At 55.1% G+C, this 18,487-nt stretch carries 16 protein-coding genes and 3 tRNA genes; 11 read left to right on the top strand and 8 right to left on the bottom strand.

Annotated elements, in window-relative coordinates:
• Positions 1–9: 9 nt before the first annotated feature.
• Positions 10–1,014 (top strand): type I glyceraldehyde-3-phosphate dehydrogenase, encoded by a 1,005-nt coding sequence (gene gap, locus AC2FIP_RS03595; protein ID WP_142634019.1) that lies wholly within the window; start codon positions 10–12, stop codon positions 1,012–1,014.
• On the opposite strand, the gene coaD is transcribed toward gap, so the two are convergent.
• The 3 genes from coaD to AC2FIP_RS03610 form a co-directional block, all read right to left on the bottom strand.
• The gene (coaD, locus tag AC2FIP_RS03600; RefSeq protein ID WP_142634021.1) at positions 1,006–1,497 is read right to left on the bottom strand and encodes a pantetheine-phosphate adenylyltransferase; all 492 of its coding nucleotides are present in this window, start codon (positions 1,495–1,497) and stop codon (positions 1,006–1,008) included. The genes gap and coaD overlap by 9 nt on opposite strands.
• A gap of 85 nt (positions 1,498–1,582) precedes the next feature.
• On the bottom strand, positions 1,583–2,020 hold the full coding sequence (locus AC2FIP_RS03605) for a CBS domain-containing protein (protein WP_142634023.1): 438 nt from the start codon (positions 2,018–2,020) through the stop codon (positions 1,583–1,585).
• A gap of 60 nt (positions 2,021–2,080) precedes the next feature.
• The gene (locus AC2FIP_RS03610; RefSeq protein ID WP_496785187.1) at positions 2,081–2,983 is read right to left on the bottom strand and encodes a LysR family transcriptional regulator; all 903 of its coding nucleotides are present in this window, start codon (positions 2,981–2,983) and stop codon (positions 2,081–2,083) included.
• Positions 2,984–3,084: 101 nt separating this feature from the next.
• Here AC2FIP_RS03610 and AC2FIP_RS03615 point away from each other — a divergent pair, with 101 nt between their 5' ends.
• Entirely contained in the window at positions 3,085–4,584 is a 1,500-nt protein-coding gene (locus AC2FIP_RS03615; protein ID WP_496785188.1) for a CoA-acylating methylmalonate-semialdehyde dehydrogenase, read from the top strand.
• 200 nt (positions 4,585–4,784) lie between these two features.
• Positions 4,785–5,372, top strand: coding sequence for a L,D-transpeptidase (locus tag AC2FIP_RS03620; protein WP_185956612.1), 588 nt, complete (start codon positions 4,785–4,787; stop codon positions 5,370–5,372).
• Between the two features lie 55 nt (positions 5,373–5,427).
• Here AC2FIP_RS03620 and AC2FIP_RS03625 read toward each other — a convergent pair whose 3' ends face one another.
• Entirely contained in the window at positions 5,428–5,904 is a 477-nt protein-coding gene (locus AC2FIP_RS03625) for a fasciclin domain-containing protein (protein ID WP_496695341.1), read from the bottom strand.
• A gap of 77 nt (positions 5,905–5,981) precedes the next feature.
• Positions 5,982–6,827: a class I SAM-dependent methyltransferase gene (locus AC2FIP_RS03630; protein WP_496693212.1), complete on the bottom strand. Its 846-nt coding sequence runs from the start codon at positions 6,825–6,827 to the stop codon at positions 5,982–5,984.
• A 144-nt stretch (positions 6,828–6,971) separates the two neighbouring features.
• Between AC2FIP_RS03630 and AC2FIP_RS03635 the strand changes: the two genes are divergently transcribed.
• The 6 genes from AC2FIP_RS03635 to AC2FIP_RS03660 all read left to right on the top strand — a co-directional run bounded on the left by AC2FIP_RS03635 (position 6,972) and on the right by AC2FIP_RS03660 (position 12,567).
• Positions 6,972–8,087, top strand: a complete 1,116-nt coding sequence (locus AC2FIP_RS03635) for a carboxylate-amine ligase (RefSeq protein ID WP_142634035.1) — start codon at positions 6,972–6,974, stop codon at positions 8,085–8,087.
• A 128-nt stretch (positions 8,088–8,215) separates the two neighbouring features.
• A complete protein-coding gene (locus tag AC2FIP_RS03640; RefSeq protein WP_142634037.1) occupies positions 8,216–9,358 on the top strand; it encodes an acyl-CoA dehydrogenase family protein in 1,143 nt (380 codons plus the stop codon).
• 7 nt (positions 9,359–9,365) lie between these two features.
• Positions 9,366–10,406 (top strand): enoyl-CoA hydratase/isomerase family protein, encoded by a 1,041-nt coding sequence (locus AC2FIP_RS03645; RefSeq protein ID WP_496785190.1) that lies wholly within the window; start codon positions 9,366–9,368, stop codon positions 10,404–10,406.
• A 3-nt stretch (positions 10,407–10,409) separates the two neighbouring features.
• Positions 10,410–11,282, top strand: a complete 873-nt coding sequence (gene mmsB, locus AC2FIP_RS03650; protein WP_496785191.1) for a 3-hydroxyisobutyrate dehydrogenase — start codon at positions 10,410–10,412, stop codon at positions 11,280–11,282.
• A 95-nt stretch (positions 11,283–11,377) separates the two neighbouring features.
• Entirely contained in the window at positions 11,378–11,770 is a 393-nt protein-coding gene (locus AC2FIP_RS03655) for a hypothetical protein (RefSeq protein ID WP_496785192.1), read from the top strand.
• Between the two features lie 470 nt (positions 11,771–12,240).
• Complete coding sequence (locus AC2FIP_RS03660) at positions 12,241–12,567, top strand: site-2 protease family protein (protein WP_496785193.1); 327 nt, start codon at positions 12,241–12,243, stop codon at positions 12,565–12,567.
• 17 nt (positions 12,568–12,584) lie between these two features.
• Here the strand turns inward: AC2FIP_RS03660 and uvrA are convergent, their stop codons facing one another.
• From uvrA to AC2FIP_RS03675, 3 genes are all read right to left on the bottom strand, one after another.
• Positions 12,585–15,443 carry an excinuclease ABC subunit UvrA gene (uvrA, locus tag AC2FIP_RS03665; RefSeq protein WP_496785195.1) on the bottom strand — a complete coding sequence of 953 codons (2,859 nt, stop codon included), beginning with the start codon at positions 15,441–15,443 and terminating at the stop codon, positions 12,585–12,587.
• 168 nt (positions 15,444–15,611) lie between these two features.
• Positions 15,612–15,688, bottom strand: a tRNA-Asp gene (locus AC2FIP_RS03670).
• Positions 15,689–15,732: 44 nt separating this feature from the next.
• Positions 15,733–15,809 (bottom strand) — tRNA-Asp (locus AC2FIP_RS03675).
• Positions 15,810–16,371: 562 nt separating this feature from the next.
• On the opposite strand from AC2FIP_RS03675, the gene AC2FIP_RS03680 reads away from it, so the two are divergent.
• Positions 16,372–18,198: a M10 family metallopeptidase C-terminal domain-containing protein gene (locus AC2FIP_RS03680; protein WP_496785196.1), complete on the top strand. Its 1,827-nt coding sequence runs from the start codon at positions 16,372–16,374 to the stop codon at positions 18,196–18,198.
• A gap of 143 nt (positions 18,199–18,341) precedes the next feature.
• A tRNA-Val gene (locus tag AC2FIP_RS03685) sits at positions 18,342–18,416 on the top strand.
• Positions 18,417–18,487: the final 71 nt, after the last annotated feature.

Raw genomic sequence — 18,487 nt, forward strand, 5'->3', positions numbered from 1 at the left:
GAGCAGACCATGACACTCAAGTTGGCAATCAATGGATTTGGACGGATCGGGCGCGGTGTTTTGCGGGCCTTGATGGAATCTGGGCGGACCGACGTTCAGATCGTGGCCATAAACGATTTGGCCAAGCCCGAAATTAACGCGCATCTCTTTGAATTCGACAGTGTGCATGGACGTTATACAAAGCCCGTTTCCCTGACCGACGCCGGTTTGGATGTCGGTGCAGGCCCGATCCGCCTAACCAGCGAACGTGAGCCTGAGAAACTCGATTGGTCCGATATTGACGTTGTTCTCGAATGCACAGGCGTGTTTCGCACGCGCGAAGCCGCGGCGCGCCATTTTGACAACGGCGCCAAAAAAGTTCTGATTTCTGCTCCTGCCCGCGGGGATGGTGCGGTCAAAACCATCGTCTTCGGGGTAAATGACCATGAGCTGACCGTCGAGGATACGATCGTTTCGAACGCATCCTGCACGACCAACTGTTTGTCACCCGTTGCTGCGGCGCTGGACGAGGGTTTGGGCATTGTCCACGGAAACATGACAACCGTTCATGCCTATACAGCCAGCCAACCAGTTCACGATACCGCCGGAAAAGACCCGTATCTGTCACGCGCGGCTGCATTGTCGATGATTCCCACCACTACGGGGGCAGCCTCAGCCGTAGGTCTCGTATTGCCCCAGTTGGCAGGTAAATTGACTGGACAGGCAATCCGTGTACCCACTCCGAACGTCTCGGTTGTGGATCTGGTGGCCGAGGTGTCGCGCCCAACAACCGAAGAAGAGGTCAACCAGTTGTTCATTGATGCCGCGGCCAATATTCGCGGTGTCCTGGCTGCGGAAAGCCGCCCACTAGTGTCGATCGACTTCAATCACGACGCACACAGTTCGACCGTATCTTTGGCTGAAACCAAGGTGACAGACGGCACGTTGGTCCGGGTGCTGGCCTGGTACGACAATGAATGGGGCTTTTCGAACCGGATGCTGGACACGGCGGCCGCGATGGGCGCGCTATCCTAAGCGCGCACGCAGCGCGTCATTTACGCGGGGCGTGACGAAATTCGACACGTCCCCGTTCAATCGCGCGATCTCTTTCACCAGCTTCGAAGCAATCGCCTGATGGCGGGCCTCAGCCATAAGGAACACCGTCTCGATTGAGTCGTCCAATGCGCGGTTCATACCGACCATCTGGAACTCATACTCGAAATCCGCAACAGCACGCAGGCCTCTGACAATGACCTGAGCACCTACGTCGCGGGCACAGTTGATAAGCAGGTTTTCAAAAGGATGGGCGACAATTTCAGTTCCGGTCTGTTCGGAAAGAAAGGAACACTCGGCTTCGATCATCTCGACCCGTTCTTCCAACGAAAATAACGGCCCCTTTTCCCGATTGATCGCTACCCCAATCACGAGCTTGTCAACCAGAGCAGCCGCGCGACGGATGATATCAATATGACCCAGGGTGATCGGATCAAATGTTCCGGGATACAATCCAACCCTCATTGCCGCCTCCTGCGCAACGAAATTTCTGCGCAAGCAAACATAACTTGGCTATGGGTGCAAGTAGTTGCGTCGCGTTTCTATGGGCTTAATGGCCCATGATCATGCCTTCCAATGCGTCTTTTTCCATTGCCAGTTCGGAAAGCTGTGCTTTGACAACGTCGCCTAGGGTAACAATGCCAACGAGGTTACCGTCCTCAACAACCGGCATATGGCGAAAGCGCCCTTCGGTCATCCGCGACATTATATCCTGGACAGTATCCTGTTGCGTCGCTGTCACCAGCTCGCGGGTCATATAAGCGCTTACGGGTTTTGATAGGCATCCGCTGCCGCTTGCGGCCAGTTCGCGCACAATGTCACGCTCTGATAAGATGCCTGATGCGGTCTTACCGCCGTCTTCTGATACAACCACCGTTCCGATGCGCTTTTCTGCAAGAATTCCTGCAACCTCTGAAACTGTGCGCGAAGGAGCAACTGTCACCACGCCTCCGGTGGCTTTGGATTTCAGAATGGCCTGAACAAGCATTGACGTAACCTCCGAAATAACTTCGTGTTTTCCAAAGCGTTGCCGGAATGAAATAGCCTGTCAAGGTGAAGCTTCAGCCTCAAGCCGCTCAACTTCATCGCGAATCCCCTGGGACAGGGCCTGCGCGAACCGATTCAACCGCTCGTTTCGTTGGTCACCTTGATGTCGAACCAGATGAAAACTGCGTGTCAAACTCACTTGATCAACCAATATTTTCTTCAACTTCGGGTGAAATGGCAGCGTGAAATCATGCGCAATGCAGATCCCTGATCCCTGCGAAACCTGCCGCAGTTGGACAGAGACCGAATTCGAGGCCAGCGCGACACGGTCAACACCCAGATCGACCAGATAGTCAAGTTCGCGGTCGAATATCATATCAGGTATGTATCCGATCATACGATGCCCCCCTAACGTGCTGATGGAATGAACCGCAGGGTGATCGGCAAGGTATTCCTGCGTTGCGACAAGATGAAGTTTGTAATCGGTAATTTTCTGTACAAGCAGTTTTCCAGCGGTCGGTGCGCTGACGGTCACGGCCATATCGGCTTCACGGCGGGAAAGGTTGATGACGCGCGGCAAGGCCAGAATTTGTATGTCCAGATTGGGATTGGTGTCACAAATCTTGCCACACACCTGCGGCAACAAGTAATTCGCACACCCGTCCGGTGCGCCGATCCGGATTTGCCCGCTCAGCCTCTCAGATGGTTCTGCCATGGCGCCTGCTGCAGCGCGCATCGCTTCTTCGGCTTTTAGACCGTGGTCCATCAAACGCTCACCAGCTGAGGTCAGCACATATCCCTGCTGCGATTTGGTGAACAGCGGCGCATCCAGAGACGCTTCCAACCGCGCTACACGGCGTCCGACCGTAGCCGGGTCAATCCGAAGTAATCGTCCCGCCGCCGAAAGGCTTTCTTCGCGGGCTACGGCCAGAAAGACCCTCATATCATCCCAATTAGGTGTCACGCTTCACCTTTGCAATTTTGCAAAACACCTTTGGGACATTGCCTCTGTTCAAGCCATTTATGCAAGCCTATTCTGCGCGCAGACCTTCGGAGGAATTCGCAATGAACGAACTGTCCCATTTCATCAACGGTGAGAATGTCGCCGGCACGTCCGGCCGATATGATGACGTGTTCAACCCCGCTACCGGCGAGGTACAGTACAAATGCCCGATGGCAAGTGCTGCCGAGACCACAGCAGCCATTGCTAGCGCCGCAGCCGCACAACCGGTCTGGGGTGCAACGAACCCGCAAAAACGCGGGCGCGTGATGATGGCGATGGTTCACCTGATGAACCGCGACATGGACAAGCTGGCCGAAGCGCTGAGCCGCGAGCACGGCAAGACGATCCCTGACGCGAAAGGCGATCTGCAGCGCGGTCTAGAAGTGATCGAATACTGCATCGGTGCTCCGCAGATGTTGAAAGGCGAATTCACCGACAGTGCGGGCCCAGGCATCGACATGTATTCTATGCGCCAGCCTTTAGGGGTTGTGGCCTCGATCATGCCGTTCAACTTCCCGGCCATGATGCCTCTGTGGCATGTGGGCCCTGCCCTGGCCTGTGGCAACGCTGTTGTTCTGAAACCGTCCGAACGCGATCCTTCAGTACCTTTGATGCTGGCGGAACTTTTCGTTGAGGCAGGTTTGCCCAAAGGTGTGTTCCAGGTGGTCAATGGCGACAAAGAGGCCGTGGACACCCTGTTGGACAGCGAGATCATTCAGGGCGTTTCCTTTGTGGGCTCGACCCCTATCGCGCAGTACATCTATTCGCGCGCCACGGCCAACGGCAAACGCGCGCAGTGTTTCGGCGGCGCCAAGAACCACATGATCGTCATGCCCGACGCCGATCTTGACCAGGCAGCAGATGCCCTGGTTGGCGCCGGTTTCGGCGCGGCTGGCGAACGCTGCATGGCCGTATCGGTTGCCGTCCCGGTCGGAGAGGATACCGCCGACGCGCTGATCGAAAAGCTTATTCCGCGTATCGAGAAACTGAAGGTCGGCCCCTACACTGCCGGCGATGATGTTGACATGGGACCGGTCGTGACCGGTGCTGCCAAAGAGCGTATTCTGGGCTTGATCAGCTCGGGCGTTGAACAAGGCGCAAAGCTGGTTGTCGATAATCGTGACTTTAGCCTGCAGGGCTATGAAGACGGCTTCTTCGTCGGCCCTCACCTGTTTGACCACGTGACGCCCGACATGGACATCTATAAGCAAGAGATCTTTGGTCCGGTTTTGTCGACCGTCCGCGCAGGATCGTACGAAGAAGCGATTGGCTTGGCTATGGATCACGAATACGGCAATGGCACGGCGATTTTCACCCGCGATGGAGATACCGCGCGCGACTTTGCCAGCCGGATCAATATCGGCATGGTCGGCATCAACGTTCCGATCCCGGTTCCTTTGGCCTATCACACCTTTGGCGGCTGGAAGAAATCCATGTTCGGTGACCTGAACCAGCATGGTGCGGATAGCTTCAAATTCTATACACGCACAAAAACGGTCACCGCGCGTTGGCCGTCAGGCATCAAAGAAGGCGGCGAGTTCAACTTCAAAGCCATGGACTGATCCAAACGAAAGCGGCGGATCCACACAGCCCGGCCACCACTGGCCGGGCTTTTTTAATACACGGCCAAGTTTCGCTTGTGACTTCGCTTCACAATAAATTCACTCAACACTCCCTAGGAAATCTGATCAGCAAAACATAAGTTACACGCAGTTTCGCGCGAGCAGTTCCTGAACCGGAGGCCAATTTGTCAGATCCCCGCATGACCCGTCGCTCTGCATTGTTAGGTGCAGCGTCTCTGTTGATGACACCTGCATTGGTGCGGGCACAAAGCAGCGCCGATGCTTTCCCGCTCGACGAAGAGGCGATCAGCACACAGCTCGCTGTGCGGCGGAATGTCTCCTCATTCTCGCACCAGAATTGGCAGGATCACTTCGATGAGTTAGGTGTCGGCTGCCTGCTGGCAGATATCACAAGCCGCGCTGTACACTATTGGGGGGCTGACGGGACGTACAAACTGTACCCCAGCTCAGTCCCTATGAGCGAAGAACTCACAAGGCGTGGTTATACCGAGGTAGTACGCAAGCGCGAAAACCCAAGCTGGACCCCGACCGCCTCAATGCGCGAGCGCGACCCGAACCTGCCCATCCGAATAGAAGGTGGCGAGTCCGGGAATCCGCTGGGTACGCGGGCGATGTATCTGGGCTGGCCAGCATATCTGGTGCACGGCACGCACGATACACGCAAGATTGGACGCCAAAGTTCTTCTGGATGTATTGGCCTTTATAATCAGCATGTTGAAGAGTTATATCCGCTGGTTCAGGTTGGCACCAAGGTCAGATTGGTCTGACAGAATGCCCCGGCCATAACGGCCGGGGTTTTTGCTTGATCACGGTGGTTGCCAATTATTCCGGCAGGATCACCGCATCGACGACGTGGATCACGCCATTGCTGGCCTCGATATCGGCCTGTACAACCTTGGCGCCATTCACTTTGACGCCGTTTTTACCATTCACACTCAGGCGATCACCCTGCACGGTCAGAACTTTGGCGCGCTTGCCAGCGATGTCCCCAGACATGACTTTGGCCGGAACCACATGGTAAGTCAGGATTGCGACCAGTTGGTCTTTGTTCTCGGGCAGTAGCAGCGATTCCACCGTCCCTTCGGGCAGTGCGGCAAAGGCCTCATCCGTGGGGGCAAAAACCGTAAACGGACCGTCCCCTTTCAGCGTATCGACCAGACCCGCCGCTTGAACCGCTGCGACCAGTGTGGTGAATGATCCAGCAGATACGGCGGTATCCACGATATCGGCGGCCTTCGCTTGAACCGGCAAGGTAAGTGCGATTGCGGCGGCGGCGCTCAGGAAAGTACGGCGAAACATATTTGAGATCTCCTATCCAGGTTGTTATGGAAAGGGGTACGGGCGTTTCGCTGCACCGGATCAATTTAGTGTCAGATTTATTTGACCTGAACCCAAATACTTTGCGCGCGCCCATCTTTCAAAAACGGTAGCGCCTCGACCGCATCCTGGCGATCCTGTTGCAAGAAGTATCCAGGCCAAAGCATTGAATATGCACTAGATTGCAACAATGCATGCAACATATATTGCTCGCCCCATCCCGGGCAGTCATAGAAGAACCGCTTGGGGTATTCGTAGGGTAGAAAAACATCGTGCACATGGATCACAACGCCCGGTTTTAAGGCCGGTATGATGCGACAGAACAGATGCGCGACATCATTGCTCATCCGGACAACATGGCTGGAATCGATGAACAGGATGTCACCCGCTTCAAGCTGTTCGAAGAGGGCTGGATCGACCTCTTCCAACCGTTTCTGTTCGAATTGATCGACAACATGCGCGATGTCCGCGCGCGGATAAGGATCAATCGCGGTGATTTGCGTCTGCAGCCCGCCATCCAATACAGCCTGCCGTGTCACGCGCGTTGAATTACCGCAGCCAACCTCAATCACCCGCTTGGGTTTGAAACGACGGACCATAAGATACAACGCATCCGCATCTGGGCTGTCATAATACCCGTTGCCGATCCTATACCCGGTTTGATTGCGGGACGGATCTTTCAATGCAGCCAAAGCGGCGGCATGTTCACCATATTCGGCTACCAGCTGCGAGATGTCGAAATCGGCCATTCCCGGTGACAACGAATAAGCCGGACGGGTCAGCCCGCCTGCCCTTTCGAACGCCTCCAGCCGGGCGCGCTCGTCCCGTTCCGTGACTTTGTCAATCAGCCTGACACCAAATCGGTCGAGAACGGCATTCAGCCGGGGGAATTTCCTGGGTTTCACACAAAGGCTCCGGGGTTCTTCTGAACTTTGACCCGTTCCTTACCGTTGCTAGCCCGATGACCGCAAGGACTCTGCCGGTAAACACTTGGCAAAAAGCGTATTTCCGTATTCACTGTTTCGCATAAAGCTAGAAAGAGGGCCGCCATGCAGCAGGAATACACGCTGGGCATTGAGGAAGAGTATCTTCTGGTCGACCGCGACAGCCTTGAACTTGCCCAAGCACCCGCTGCCCTGATGGAAGCCTGCCAGGCCGATTTTCAGGGCCAGGTCAGCCCTGAGTTTCTGCAGTGCCAGATCGAGGTTGGCACCCGCCCCCATGCGACGATCCGCACGGCCCGAGAAGATTTGAAACGCCTGAGGGCGGGTGTGGCGGATCGGTCCGCCGAATACAATCTGGCCCCGATTGCTGTGTCCTGCCACCCCTTTGCGGACTGGAAGAAACAGCACCACACGCGCCGAGAGCGCTATGACGCCTTGCAGCATGCCCTGGGCGGTGTCGCGCGACGGATGCTGATCTGCGGGATGCATGTGCATGTCGGTGTTGAAGAACCATCCTTGCGGGCCGACCTGATGCCGCAGCTTTCCTATTTCCTGCCGCATCTGTTGGCGCTGTCCACATCCTCGCCCTATTGGAACGGAGAGGATACCGGCCTGTCTTCCTATCGTCTGACCGTATTCGACAACCTGCCCCGCACCGGATTACCACCGGTCCTGGCAAGTTGGTCGGAATATGAACGTACGACAGGCATTCTGGTCGAACTTGGCGTGATCGAGGATACCTCGAAAATCTGGTGGGATTTGCGCCCCTCGCATCGCTTTCCAACGCTTGAAACACGCATCATGGACGTACAGCCGAGGTTGGAGCACACATTGTCGCTGGCCGCCATGGTGCAGGCGCTGGTCCGAATGTTGTGCCGTCTGAAAGACCGCAATTTGCGTTGGAGGCAATATGACAGGTTCCTGATTGGTGAAAACCGGTGGCGTGCGCAGCGTTACGGAGTCGGCGAAGGCATGATTGATTTCGGGGATCGATCCATCAAGCCCATGCCGGAACTTATGGGTGAACTGATGGGTATGCTGGCCGAAGATGCCGAAGCACTGGGCACCATGACTGAACTTGCCCGGCTACAGCAAATCGCACAAAACGGCACATCTGCCACGCGGCAACGACGTGTTCACGCCGAAGCGACGGCCAAAGGTGCGGATGCAGGCAGGGCTGTGGTTCAGCATCTGATCGAAGAATTCCATCAGGATTTATAACCTGCTTCAAAGTATGATCTAATCGTTTTCGCAATATCCCTGTCAGGAATTGCTGGGCGTGCAAAATTTCTGTAAGAATCAGGAAATAAACACTCGTTCAATTCATCCGGCGACGTGGGAGGAAACCAATGGATTTTGCACCAACCGAAGAGCAAACTGCTATCTTCGATATGGCCTATGAGTTCGGACAGGAGCATATCGCACCCTTCGCCCGGCAATGGGAGGCAGATGGCACTATTCCCAAAGACCTTTGGCCCCGTGTAGGGGAGCTTGGCTTTGGCGGTCTCTATGTGTCCGAAGATAGTGGCGGTTCCGGTCTTAGTAGGCTGGATGCGACGATGGTGTTCGAGGCCCTTTCGATGGCTTGCCCTTCAGTCGCGGCCTTCCTGACGATCCACAATATGTGCGCCAAGATGTTGGACACATTTGCCGCGGATGAGCTGAAATCGCGGATCATGCCGGATATTCTTAACCTGAATACAGTCCTCAGCTACTGCCTGACCGAACCCGGATCAGGCTCGGACGCAGCCGCGCTGAAAACTCGCGCCGAACGCACGAACGAAGGTTATACGCTGAACGGAACAAAGGCCTTCATCTCGGGCGGCGGATACTCAGATGCTTATGTCTGTATGGTGCGCACCGGACAGGATGGCCCCAAAGGGATTTCAACTCTGTATGTCGAAGATGGCACTCCAGGTCTTAGCTTTGGCGCGCTTGAACAAAAGATGGGCTGGAAAAGCCAACCAACGGCACAGGTTCAGTTTGACGACTGCAAAGTTCCGGCGGGCAATCTGGTGGGTACAGAAGGTGACGGATTCAAATATGCGATGATGGGCCTGGATGGCGGTCGCTTGAATATTGCCTCATGTTCTTTGGGGGCGGCACAAGCAGGTCTGAACATGACGCTTCAGTATATGTCCGAGCGTCAGGCATTCGGGAAGTCGATTGATCAGTTTCAAGCGCTGCAGTTCAGGCTTGCGGATATGGAAATAGAATTGCAGGCGGCCCGGACGTTCTTGCGTCAGGCAGCCTGGAAACTGGACACGGGCGCACCGGACGCCACCAAGTTCTGTGCAATGGCCAAGAAATTCGTGACTGAAACCGGATCAAAAGTGGTCGACCAATGCCTGCAACTGCACGGCGGTTATGGGTATCTCGCCGATTACGGTATCGAAAAGCTTGTCCGCGACCTGCGCGTTCATCAAATTCTGGAAGGCACAAACGAGATCATGCGCGTCATTGTTTCTCGTCAGATGCTTGCCCAACGCTGAGACCCCGATGTCAGATATTGAAATTCACACTACCGGCCGCGCTGGACGCATCACTCTGACACGCCCCAAAGCTTTGAACGCGCTGAGTTATGACATGTGCATGGCGATAGATACGGCCATGCGCAACTGGCGCGAGGACGAGTCAGTTGACCTGATCATACTGGACGCCGTTGGCGATAAGGCATTTTGCGCCGGGGGAGATATCGCAGAACTTTATGATACCGGGTGCAAAGGCGACTATGCCTATGGGCAGACTTTCTGGCGCGATGAATACAGGCTGAATGCGCTGATTTTCGAATACCCCAAACCCGTGGTCAGTTTCCTACAAGGGTTTACTATGGGTGGCGGCGTCGGAATTGGGTGCCATGGAAGCCATCGCATAGTCGGTGAAACATCTCAGATTGCCCTGCCCGAGTGCTCTATCGGTTTGGTGCCGGATGTTGGTGGCTCTCTGATGCTCGCGCTGGCTCCGGGTCGACTGGGAGAATACTTGGGCACAACAGGTCACCGAATGGGCCCTGCGGACGCCATTTATGCGGGCTTTGCCGACCATTTTATCCCCATTGAAGAATGGCCCGGCCTGATCGAACTGCTCGAAGCTTCCGGGAGCACAGACCTGTTGGTGGAGCATTCCCAGACACCACCCACAGGTAACCTTGAAAAGGTTCAGGCGGAAATCGACGTGCTTTTCAATGGCGAGGGGTTGAACGACATCCTCAACGCGTTGCGCTTCTCCGAAACCCCGTTCTCTGACGCGGCGCAAAAGTTGATGGGCCGCAACTCTCCACTATCGGTGGCTTGTACCATTGAAATGATTCATCGGCTTAAGGCGCTGGATCTGTCGATCCGAAAAGCCCTGGAGATGGAGTACCGTTTTACGGCGCGCGCCATGGAACACGGAGATTTTCTGGAAGGTATCCGCGCGCAGATCATAGACAAGGATCGCTCTCCAAATTGGCGTCACCATGGCAAACCTGTTCCCGCTGTGGATATTTCCGCAATGCTGCGGCCCCTGGGCAGCGTCGCCCTGACATTCGAGGAGGATTAAAGAATGAAAATCGGGTTTATCGGCCTTGGAAACATGGGCAATCCAATGGCAGTCAATCTTGCCAATGCCGGGCATGAAGTCGCTGGGTTTGATATGGCCGAGGTGTCGGTTTCCGGTGTTACTTTGACTGGGTCAGCGGCCGACGCTGCAAAAAACGCAGACATCGTCATCACCATGCTTCCGAATGGCCAGATACTTCGATCCGTCGCAAATGAGATCATTCCAGCGATGAATGAAGAGGCCGTCTGGGTCGATTGTTCGACAGTGGATGTCGACAGCGCCCGAGCTGTTGCCGATATGGCATTGGCTGCGGGAGTTTTGGCCGTCGACGCGCCCGTCTCGGGCGGTATCGGAGGCGCCTCGGCTGGGACACTGACATTCATGGCAGGTGGAAGCGCCGAGGCATTCGAAAAAGCCCGGCCCTTGCTCGACATCATGGGGCAAAAGGCAGTGCATTGCGGAGACGCGGGCGCGGGTCAGGCGGCCAAGATCTGCAACAACATGATTTTGGGCGTCACCATGATTGCAACCTGCGAGGCCTTCGCGCTGGCCGACAAGTTGGGGCTGGACCGGCAGAAAATGTTCGACGTTGTCAGCACCTCCTCGGGCTATAGCTGGACGATGAACGCATACTGCCCTGCCCCAGGCATCGGCCCGCAAAGCCCGGCCGACAATGGTTATCAACCCGGCTTTGCCGCCGAACTGATGTTGAAGGACTTGCGTCTCAGTCAGCAGGCGGCGGAAAGCTCGGATGCCGACACCCCAATGGGGATGTTGGCGACCGAGCTGTATCAGCAATTCGTCGAAAGCGAAGATGGGCTGGGGCTGGACTTCTCGGCCATGCTTCCGCGATTTGAAAAGCGCGGTCGGAACTAGGATGCCCTTGGGCGGCTTCCTGCCCATTGGGTTGACCCCTTTCCTGCCGATGTCCATCTAATGGAGAAGTTCAACATCGATTCCAGGGGGCTACGATGACGCATAATTTGGTCAAAGCGCTTACTGTTCTTGCTCTGGTCGTGACCCCGGTGGCGGCCATGGCCGGTAACGGGAAAGGAAACGGCAAGAACAAGAATAAGGTCATCCGCATTGCGCCTCAGGGCGGTATTGTTGCAACTGGAAACGCCGGCCACTGCCCGCCGGGTCTGGCTAAGAAAAACGTACCCTGTGTCCCTCCGGGACAGGCCAAAAAGCTGTACAGAAATGGCGAGTTTATCAATGGCGACTATCGCTGGATTGATGATCCGTTTCGGTATGGGCTGAATAGGGGAAGCTATGTCCGCGCAGGCGACTACGTGTATCGGGTCGACCCAGATACACGCAAAGTTCTGAACCTGATCGGCGCGGTTGCAGACATCCTGAACTGACAAGCACGGCCTGAATTCAAGCGGGCGAAAACCAACCACAGTCGATTTGAAAAAGTAAGCAGGCTCGGGCATTTTCCGGCCTGTTTTAAAATTTTGACACGATCTAACATCATCATAAACCTCACTATTTCGAGGTTTTATTATGAATACTGAAAACGTGCTATTTGAGCCCCGCGGCCGATGGAACGTACCGATACATTTCAGCCAAAGCCTTATTTTCTGGTTTTGATCGTTGTCGGATTTAACGTCGATCCGGTCAACCTGCCCTATGCGCTCGCCTTCGTGGCGATTTAGTTGATTTCGATTCTCCTGCAGGAGTTGGGCCACGCATGGGGCTGTCTTGTGCAGGGCGTGCCCGTCAATCGAGTCGTCCTTTATGGGGGCGGCGGATTCTGCGAACATCGCCGGTCAACCTCGGCATATGAAGACGAATTGATTGTGGCCATGGGGCCGATTGTGAACCTGACCCTGTGGACCGTGTGTTCATTGCTGGAACCGTTTCCAACTCGCCCGAAATTGGCTGGGTTCTGGTGGTGACGGCAGAGCTAAACCTGTGGCTGGCGCCGTTTAACATGCTGCCCCTGATGCCGCTGGATTGGGGGCGTCTGCTCTTTGCTTTGCTCACGCGCATTATGTCGGCGAACTCAGCCGCGCGTGTTTCCGGGTTTACTGGGCTGGTTGGCGTTCTGCTGTGGATCCCGATGATGATTTTTGCCTATGTCAGCTTCGGCTTCGTGTTCCTGTTCTTTCCGCCAATACTGCGCCACTGGCAGACGCTGCGATACGCCAGATACTGAAGTTGCCGCGACGGAGGTTATTCCGCCGCGACCCGCTCGGGGTTCAGCAACTGTTTCAAATACCTGCCCGTATGGCTGCGTTCCACAGCAACAACATCTTCGGGCGTTCCCGTGGCGACAATTTCACCACCACTGTCACCGCCTTCGGGCCCGATATCAATGATGTGGTCGGCCGTTTTGACAACATCCAGATTGTGTTCGATCACAACAACCGTGTTACCCTGATCAACCAATTCATGCAGCACTTCCAACAGCTTGCGGACGTCTTCGAAATGAAGACCGGTCGTCGGCTCATCCAGAATGTAAAGCGTCCGACCAGTTGAGCGTTTGGAGAGTTCCTTTGACAGCTTCACCCGCTGCGCTTCACCGCCCGACAGGGTCGTCGCCTGTTGCCCGACCTTGATATACCCCAGACCGACCCGCGCCAGCGCGTCCATCTTATCGCGGATCGACGGCACGGCTTTGAAGAACTCTTGTGCATCTTCCACTGTCATATCAAGGACATCCGCGATGGACTTGCCTTTGAACTTGATCTCGAGCGTTTCCCGATTGTACCGCGCGCCTTTGCAGGTTTCGCAGGTTACATAGACATCGGGTAAAAAGTGCATCTCGATCTTGATGACGCCGTCGCCCTGACAGGCTTCGCACCGACCGCCCTTGACGTTAAAGCTGAACCGACCGGGTTTATACCCCCGCGCCTTGGCCTCGGGCAGACCAGCGAACCAGTCACGGATCGGCGTGAACGCCCCCGTATACGTGGCCGGGTTGGAGCGTGGTGTACGCCCGATGGGCCGCTGGTCGATGTCGATCACCTTGTCCAGATGCTCGAGCCCTTTGATCGTCTCACACGGTGCAGGTGTCTGCCGCGCGCCGTTCAACCGCATTGAGGCTGTCTTGAATAGGGTTTCAATCGTCAGGGTCGATTTGCCACCGCCGGATACGCCGGTCACACAGACGAACTTGCCCAGAGGAAAATCAGCGGTCACTTTCTTCAGATTGTTCCCGGTGGCCTTGACCACAGTCACTTTCTTTTTGTTCCCCTTCCGCCGCTCGGACGGCACCGGGATTTCGCGTGTGCCTGACAGGTATTGGCCGGTGATCGAGGCTGCATCGGTCGCGATCTCGGACGGGGTACCATGGCTGACGACCTGTCCGCCATGCACGCCTGCGCCCGGTCCGATGTCAAAGACATAGTCGGCTTCGCGGATGGCTTCCTCGTCATGTTCTACGACGATGACCGTGTTCCCCTGATCCCTCAGGTTTTTGAGAGTACCCAGCAAGCGGTCATTGTCGCGCTGATGCAACCCGATCGAAGGTTCGTCCAGTACATACAACACCCCGGTCAGACCCGAACCGATCTGGCTGGCCAGACGGATACGCTGACTTTCCCCGCCCGAAAGCGTTCCACTTGAACGTGACAGCGTAAGGTATTCCAAACCAACGTTATTCAGGAACCCAAGCCGCTCACGAATCTCCTTGAGTATCACCCGCGCGATTTCATTTTTCTGAGCACTCAGATGGTTTGGTGCATCCTCAACCCACGCCAGCGCCTCGCGGATCGACATCTGCACAACCTGCCCGACATGCAATCCGGCGATCTTGACGGCCAGCGCCTCGGCCCGCAGTCGATAGCCTTCGCAACTGCCGCAGGACCGGTTGTTTTGGTAGCGTTCGAATTCTTCGCGTATCCAGGCGCTGTCAGTCTCGCGATAGCGGCGCTCCATATTCGGGATAACGCCTTCGAAACTGCGGGTTACCTGATATACCCGGCCACCCTCGTCATAGCGGAACTGGATTTCTTCCTCACCCGACCCGCGCAAGAACACCTGCTGCACCTTTTCGGGCAAATCTTTCCACGGCGTGTTTTTGTCGAACTCATAATGTCGCGCGATGGCTTCGATGGTCTGCAGAAAATACGGCGACTTACCTTTGCGCCAGGGTGCCAAGGCGCCGTCATAAAGTTTCAGTGTCTGATCCGGAACGACAAGGCGTTCATCAAAGAACAGCTCGACACCCAGCCCGTCGCAATCCTGACAGGCCCCAAAGGGTGCATTGAAGGAAAACAGGCGTGGTTCAATCTCAGGGATGGTGAAGCCACTGACAGGACAGGCAAAATTCTCGCTGAACGTAATCCGTTCCGGGTCGCCTTTACGCGGTGCGGTTTCCAAAATCGCAATGCCATCGGCCAAATCAAGCGCCGTGCGCAAGCTGTCCGCCAACCGCGTTTCCATACCTTCGCGCACGACCAACCGGTCGACCACAACGTCGATGTCATGGCGGAATTTCTTGTCCAGTGTCGGCGGCTCGTCCAGCTCATGAAACGCGCCATCAACCTTGACGCGTTGAAACCCCTGCTTGCGCAGCTCCAGAAACTCTTTCTTATACTCGCCCTTTCGGTCCCGAACGATCGGGGCCAGGAGATACCCTCGCGTGCCCTCCTCCATCGTCATGATCCGGTCGACCATATCCTGCACCTGCTGGGCTTCGATCGGCTTGCCCGTGGCAGGGCTGAACGGTGTACCAGCGCGGGCAAACAGCAGACGCAGATAGTCGTAAATCTCGGTCACGGTACCCACGGTAGACCGTGGGTTCTTTGAGGTCGTCTTCTGTTCGATGGAAATAGCCGGAGATAGACCACTGATATGGTCCACATCTGGCTTTTCCATCATATCCAGAAATTGCCGGGCATAGGCCGACAGGCTTTCGACATACCGGCGCTGCCCTTCCGCATAGATCGTGTCAAAGGCAAGCGACGACTTGCCCGAGCCTGACAGACCAGTGATGACCACAAGCTGGTCACGCGGAATATCCACGTCAATGCCTTTGAGGTTATGTTCGCGCGCGCCGCGCACCTCGATATTCTTCAGCTCAGCCATGTTTGGCCCCCAACACATAAGTGTCCTAGAGATAAGCGAGCCACACTGAGTCTCCAACAGAAAAGTTAGAACAAAATGTGAACGAGAGAGATGTTGCCGCCACCTACTGACAACAAAACCAATAGTGTCACCCGGTAAACGGTATGATTTCTGAAAACTAGTGGAAAATGGCGCGGTTGACGGGGCTCGAACCCGCGACCCCCGGCGTGACAGGCCGGTACTCTAACCAGCTGAGCTACAACCGCGCATCTATTTCGTGGCCTTTACCCTGGACCAAGGATGGCAGCGATGGCGCGGTTGACGGGGCTCGAACCCGCGACCCCCGGCGTGACAGGCCGGTACTCTAACCAACTGAGCTACAACCGCCCGCTGCCCGTTCGTTGCTGAACGTTGGGGTGTATTATGGCCACGCCCGGACATCGTCAAGCGGCGAATTGAAGTTTTTTCTCAGAACGTAATTTTTGTTAGAGATGTTTTCTCGTCACACGACGAATGGCCAAACAGAAACCAGCCGATAATTCACAACCCGCTGCCTTTGGCCAGACAAAAATATTCTGAAACCTTGAGCAGCACATCACCTGGAATGGGTCCGCTAGATCCAGATCTCAGGACAGCCCCCAAACTCTTCCCAAAGCTTATTCTGGCATAAACCCAAAGTGAACAGTCATATCGACTTGCTGGCAGAGAGTTACTCAAAGCTTGCCGCGTTCTGCCTCATTTCAACCACAAATGGTCTGCAAGACGATTACAAACACCTCTGCCAAAAGAGACTTCATACGCTCGGTTGATCCTCGGGCCAAAACGTTGGAAATTTCTGATGCCAAAGGAAGAATTACCGATTCTAGAACCGGTCAATATATACGGCGCCAATTTTGTATTCCGGAAAAACCGGGAACAAACGGCGTGTTAGACAAGGAAGAAATTTAAGATGTCAGTTGCCAGCACATTCTATCCGGGCGCAAGTGCTACCGGCCATGTTTATGTGGACAGCCTGATTTGGGGCACCTCTTGGGACACCAGCGCCGGAGGCGTCAGTGCTCCGGGCACAATCACATACTCCTTCGATGATGGATCGTTAGGTCGCCGTGGCTTTGCCTCCTACATGAAGGAAGCAATCCGCAAAGCATTTGCAATTATCGAAACGATCATACCGATCGAGTTCAACGAAGTCGGCTTTCTGACACCAGCAGGCGAGATTAATGACGTTAACATCACCTACGCTTTACTGACGCAAAACGATCTTGGCGGACCCGGATCTCTTGGTGTCCATCAAGTTCCGGGTGACGACCCCCTGCTGCAGGATTCTGGCATTGACGCCCTGTTCGGCATCTTTGCCTATGATACGCCTCTTTTTAGCAAAGAGGCCTTACGCAAAGGCGGTGAAGGGTTTGCGACAATCATTCATGAGATTCTTCACGGCCTTGGTCTAGCCCACCCACATGATGAAGGCGGCAGCTCGACTATTTTCCCGGGGGTTACGCAGCCCTTCGCCGATTACGGGACAGATGGGCAGAATCAGGGTGTTTACACGATCATGTCCTACAACTCGGGATATCCCGAAGTTATTCCTCTGAAGACATATAAGGCTGGCGGCACGGCTTCGCCCATGGCCCTTGATATAGCTGCGCTGCAGGCGATCTACGGAACGACGGACCACAACACCGACGACAACGTCTATAAAATCAAAGGCAAAAATGGCGCCGGGACCTTCTGGACATCCATCTGGGACACCGATGGGGTCGATACGATTTCAGCAAATGGTGTTAAGCGCAGCGTCACAATCAACCTCAATGACGCGGATCTTGATGGCAGCGATGCAGGCGGCACTCCATCCCATGCCAAAGGCATAACCGGCGGATTTACGATCGCAAATGGAGTCGTCATTGAGAATGCTGTGGGCGGCAAAAAGGGCGATCTCATCGTCGGGAATGAAGCTGATAACCTATTGGTGGGTGTCGGCGGTAGCGACGTTATTTTTGGTGGTGAGGGTAACGATATAGTTCTTGGTGGTCAGGGCAATGACACCTTGACCGGGGGTGTTGGGAACGACGTGCTGAACGGTCACAAAGGGACGGACAACTTTGTCGCCGAGGACGGAGACGGTGACGATTTCATTAACGGCGGCAAGGGCGTTGATTGGCTGCGTTTTACCGGCACGAGCGCGGCAACCGTTGATCTTTCTGACATTAACACTCAGGCGACCGGATACGGAACCGATGCCATTACGGGTGTCGAAAACGTCGATGGGTCCGAGCAAAATGACGACATTACAGGTACGGACGGTCGAAACATCCTGCAGGGTAATGGAGGGTCTGACCGCCTGGACGGAGGCCTTGGCAAAGATACCCTGAATGGTGGCGCAGGCAGCGATACTTTGATCGGTGGTGCCGGAAGGGACACCATGACCGGCGGCGAAGGGGCCGATGACTTTGTGTTTACGTCAACAACCGAAAGTTCGCGCAAAGCGAAATATGCCGACCGGATTACCGATTTCACTCAGGGTGAAGACAAGATCGACCTAAGTGCGATCGATGCAAGCACCGTAATTGACGGCGATGATTCATTTGTCTTCAACGGTACAACACCCGCCCAGACGTCGGACGAAGGCGAAATCTATTACGTCAAGAAAAACAACGCAGGCACCAAGAACGACTTCACACTTGTTCTTGTGGATACTGACGGCGACAAAAATCCTGAGATGGTTATCAAGATCTCTGGCTTGCACGATCTGACCCAGGACGATTTCATTCTTTGACATCAAAAAAGTGAAAGGGCGGCCCCACAAGGCCGCCCGTATATGGGCACCTCGACTGGGCATTTGCAGCGTAACCCCCGGGGCCCAAAAGGCGCAAAGACCTCTTGCGGCTTTGCTGAACTCCTTATAAGACCCCTGCTCACGGGTGATTAGCTCAGTGGTAGAGCGCTTCGTTCACATCGAAGATGTCAGGAGTTCAAATCTCTTATCACCCACCATTTCTCTACTCTGCGATCCGACATGCAAAGACAGTAATTGGCTGACTATTTGGTCTGACCAAAGAAAAAGG

Source organism: Ruegeria sp. CDSB114, assembly GCF_059611025.1.

What these genes read in the sequence shown, in the direction of transcription:
- gap (WP_142634019.1), top strand. Translation starts at nt 10, where the DNA reads ATGACACTCAAGTTGGCAATCAATGGATTTGGACGGATCGGGCGCGGT.
- coaD (WP_142634021.1), bottom strand. Translation starts at nt 1,497, where the DNA reads ATGAGGGTTGGATTGTATCCCGGAACATTTGATCCGATCACCCTGGGT.
- AC2FIP_RS03605 (WP_142634023.1), bottom strand. Translation starts at nt 2,020, where the DNA reads ATGCTTGTTCAGGCCATTCTGAAATCCAAAGCCACCGGAGGCGTGGTG.
- AC2FIP_RS03615 (WP_496785188.1), top strand. Translation starts at nt 3,085, where the DNA reads ATGAACGAACTGTCCCATTTCATCAACGGTGAGAATGTCGCCGGCACG.
- AC2FIP_RS03620 (WP_185956612.1), top strand. Translation starts at nt 4,785, where the DNA reads ATGACCCGTCGCTCTGCATTGTTAGGTGCAGCGTCTCTGTTGATGACA.
- AC2FIP_RS03625 (WP_496695341.1), bottom strand. Translation starts at nt 5,904, where the DNA reads ATGTTTCGCCGTACTTTCCTGAGCGCCGCCGCCGCAATCGCACTTACC.
- AC2FIP_RS03635 (WP_142634035.1), top strand. Translation starts at nt 6,972, where the DNA reads ATGCAGCAGGAATACACGCTGGGCATTGAGGAAGAGTATCTTCTGGTC.
- AC2FIP_RS03640 (WP_142634037.1), top strand. Translation starts at nt 8,216, where the DNA reads ATGGATTTTGCACCAACCGAAGAGCAAACTGCTATCTTCGATATGGCC.
- AC2FIP_RS03645 (WP_496785190.1), top strand. Translation starts at nt 9,366, where the DNA reads ATGTCAGATATTGAAATTCACACTACCGGCCGCGCTGGACGCATCACT.
- mmsB (WP_496785191.1), top strand. Translation starts at nt 10,410, where the DNA reads ATGAAAATCGGGTTTATCGGCCTTGGAAACATGGGCAATCCAATGGCA.
- AC2FIP_RS03655 (WP_496785192.1), top strand. Translation starts at nt 11,378, where the DNA reads ATGACGCATAATTTGGTCAAAGCGCTTACTGTTCTTGCTCTGGTCGTG.
- uvrA (WP_496785195.1), bottom strand. Translation starts at nt 15,443, where the DNA reads ATGGCTGAGCTGAAGAATATCGAGGTGCGCGGCGCGCGCGAACATAAC.
- AC2FIP_RS03680 (WP_496785196.1), top strand. Translation starts at nt 16,372, where the DNA reads ATGTCAGTTGCCAGCACATTCTATCCGGGCGCAAGTGCTACCGGCCAT.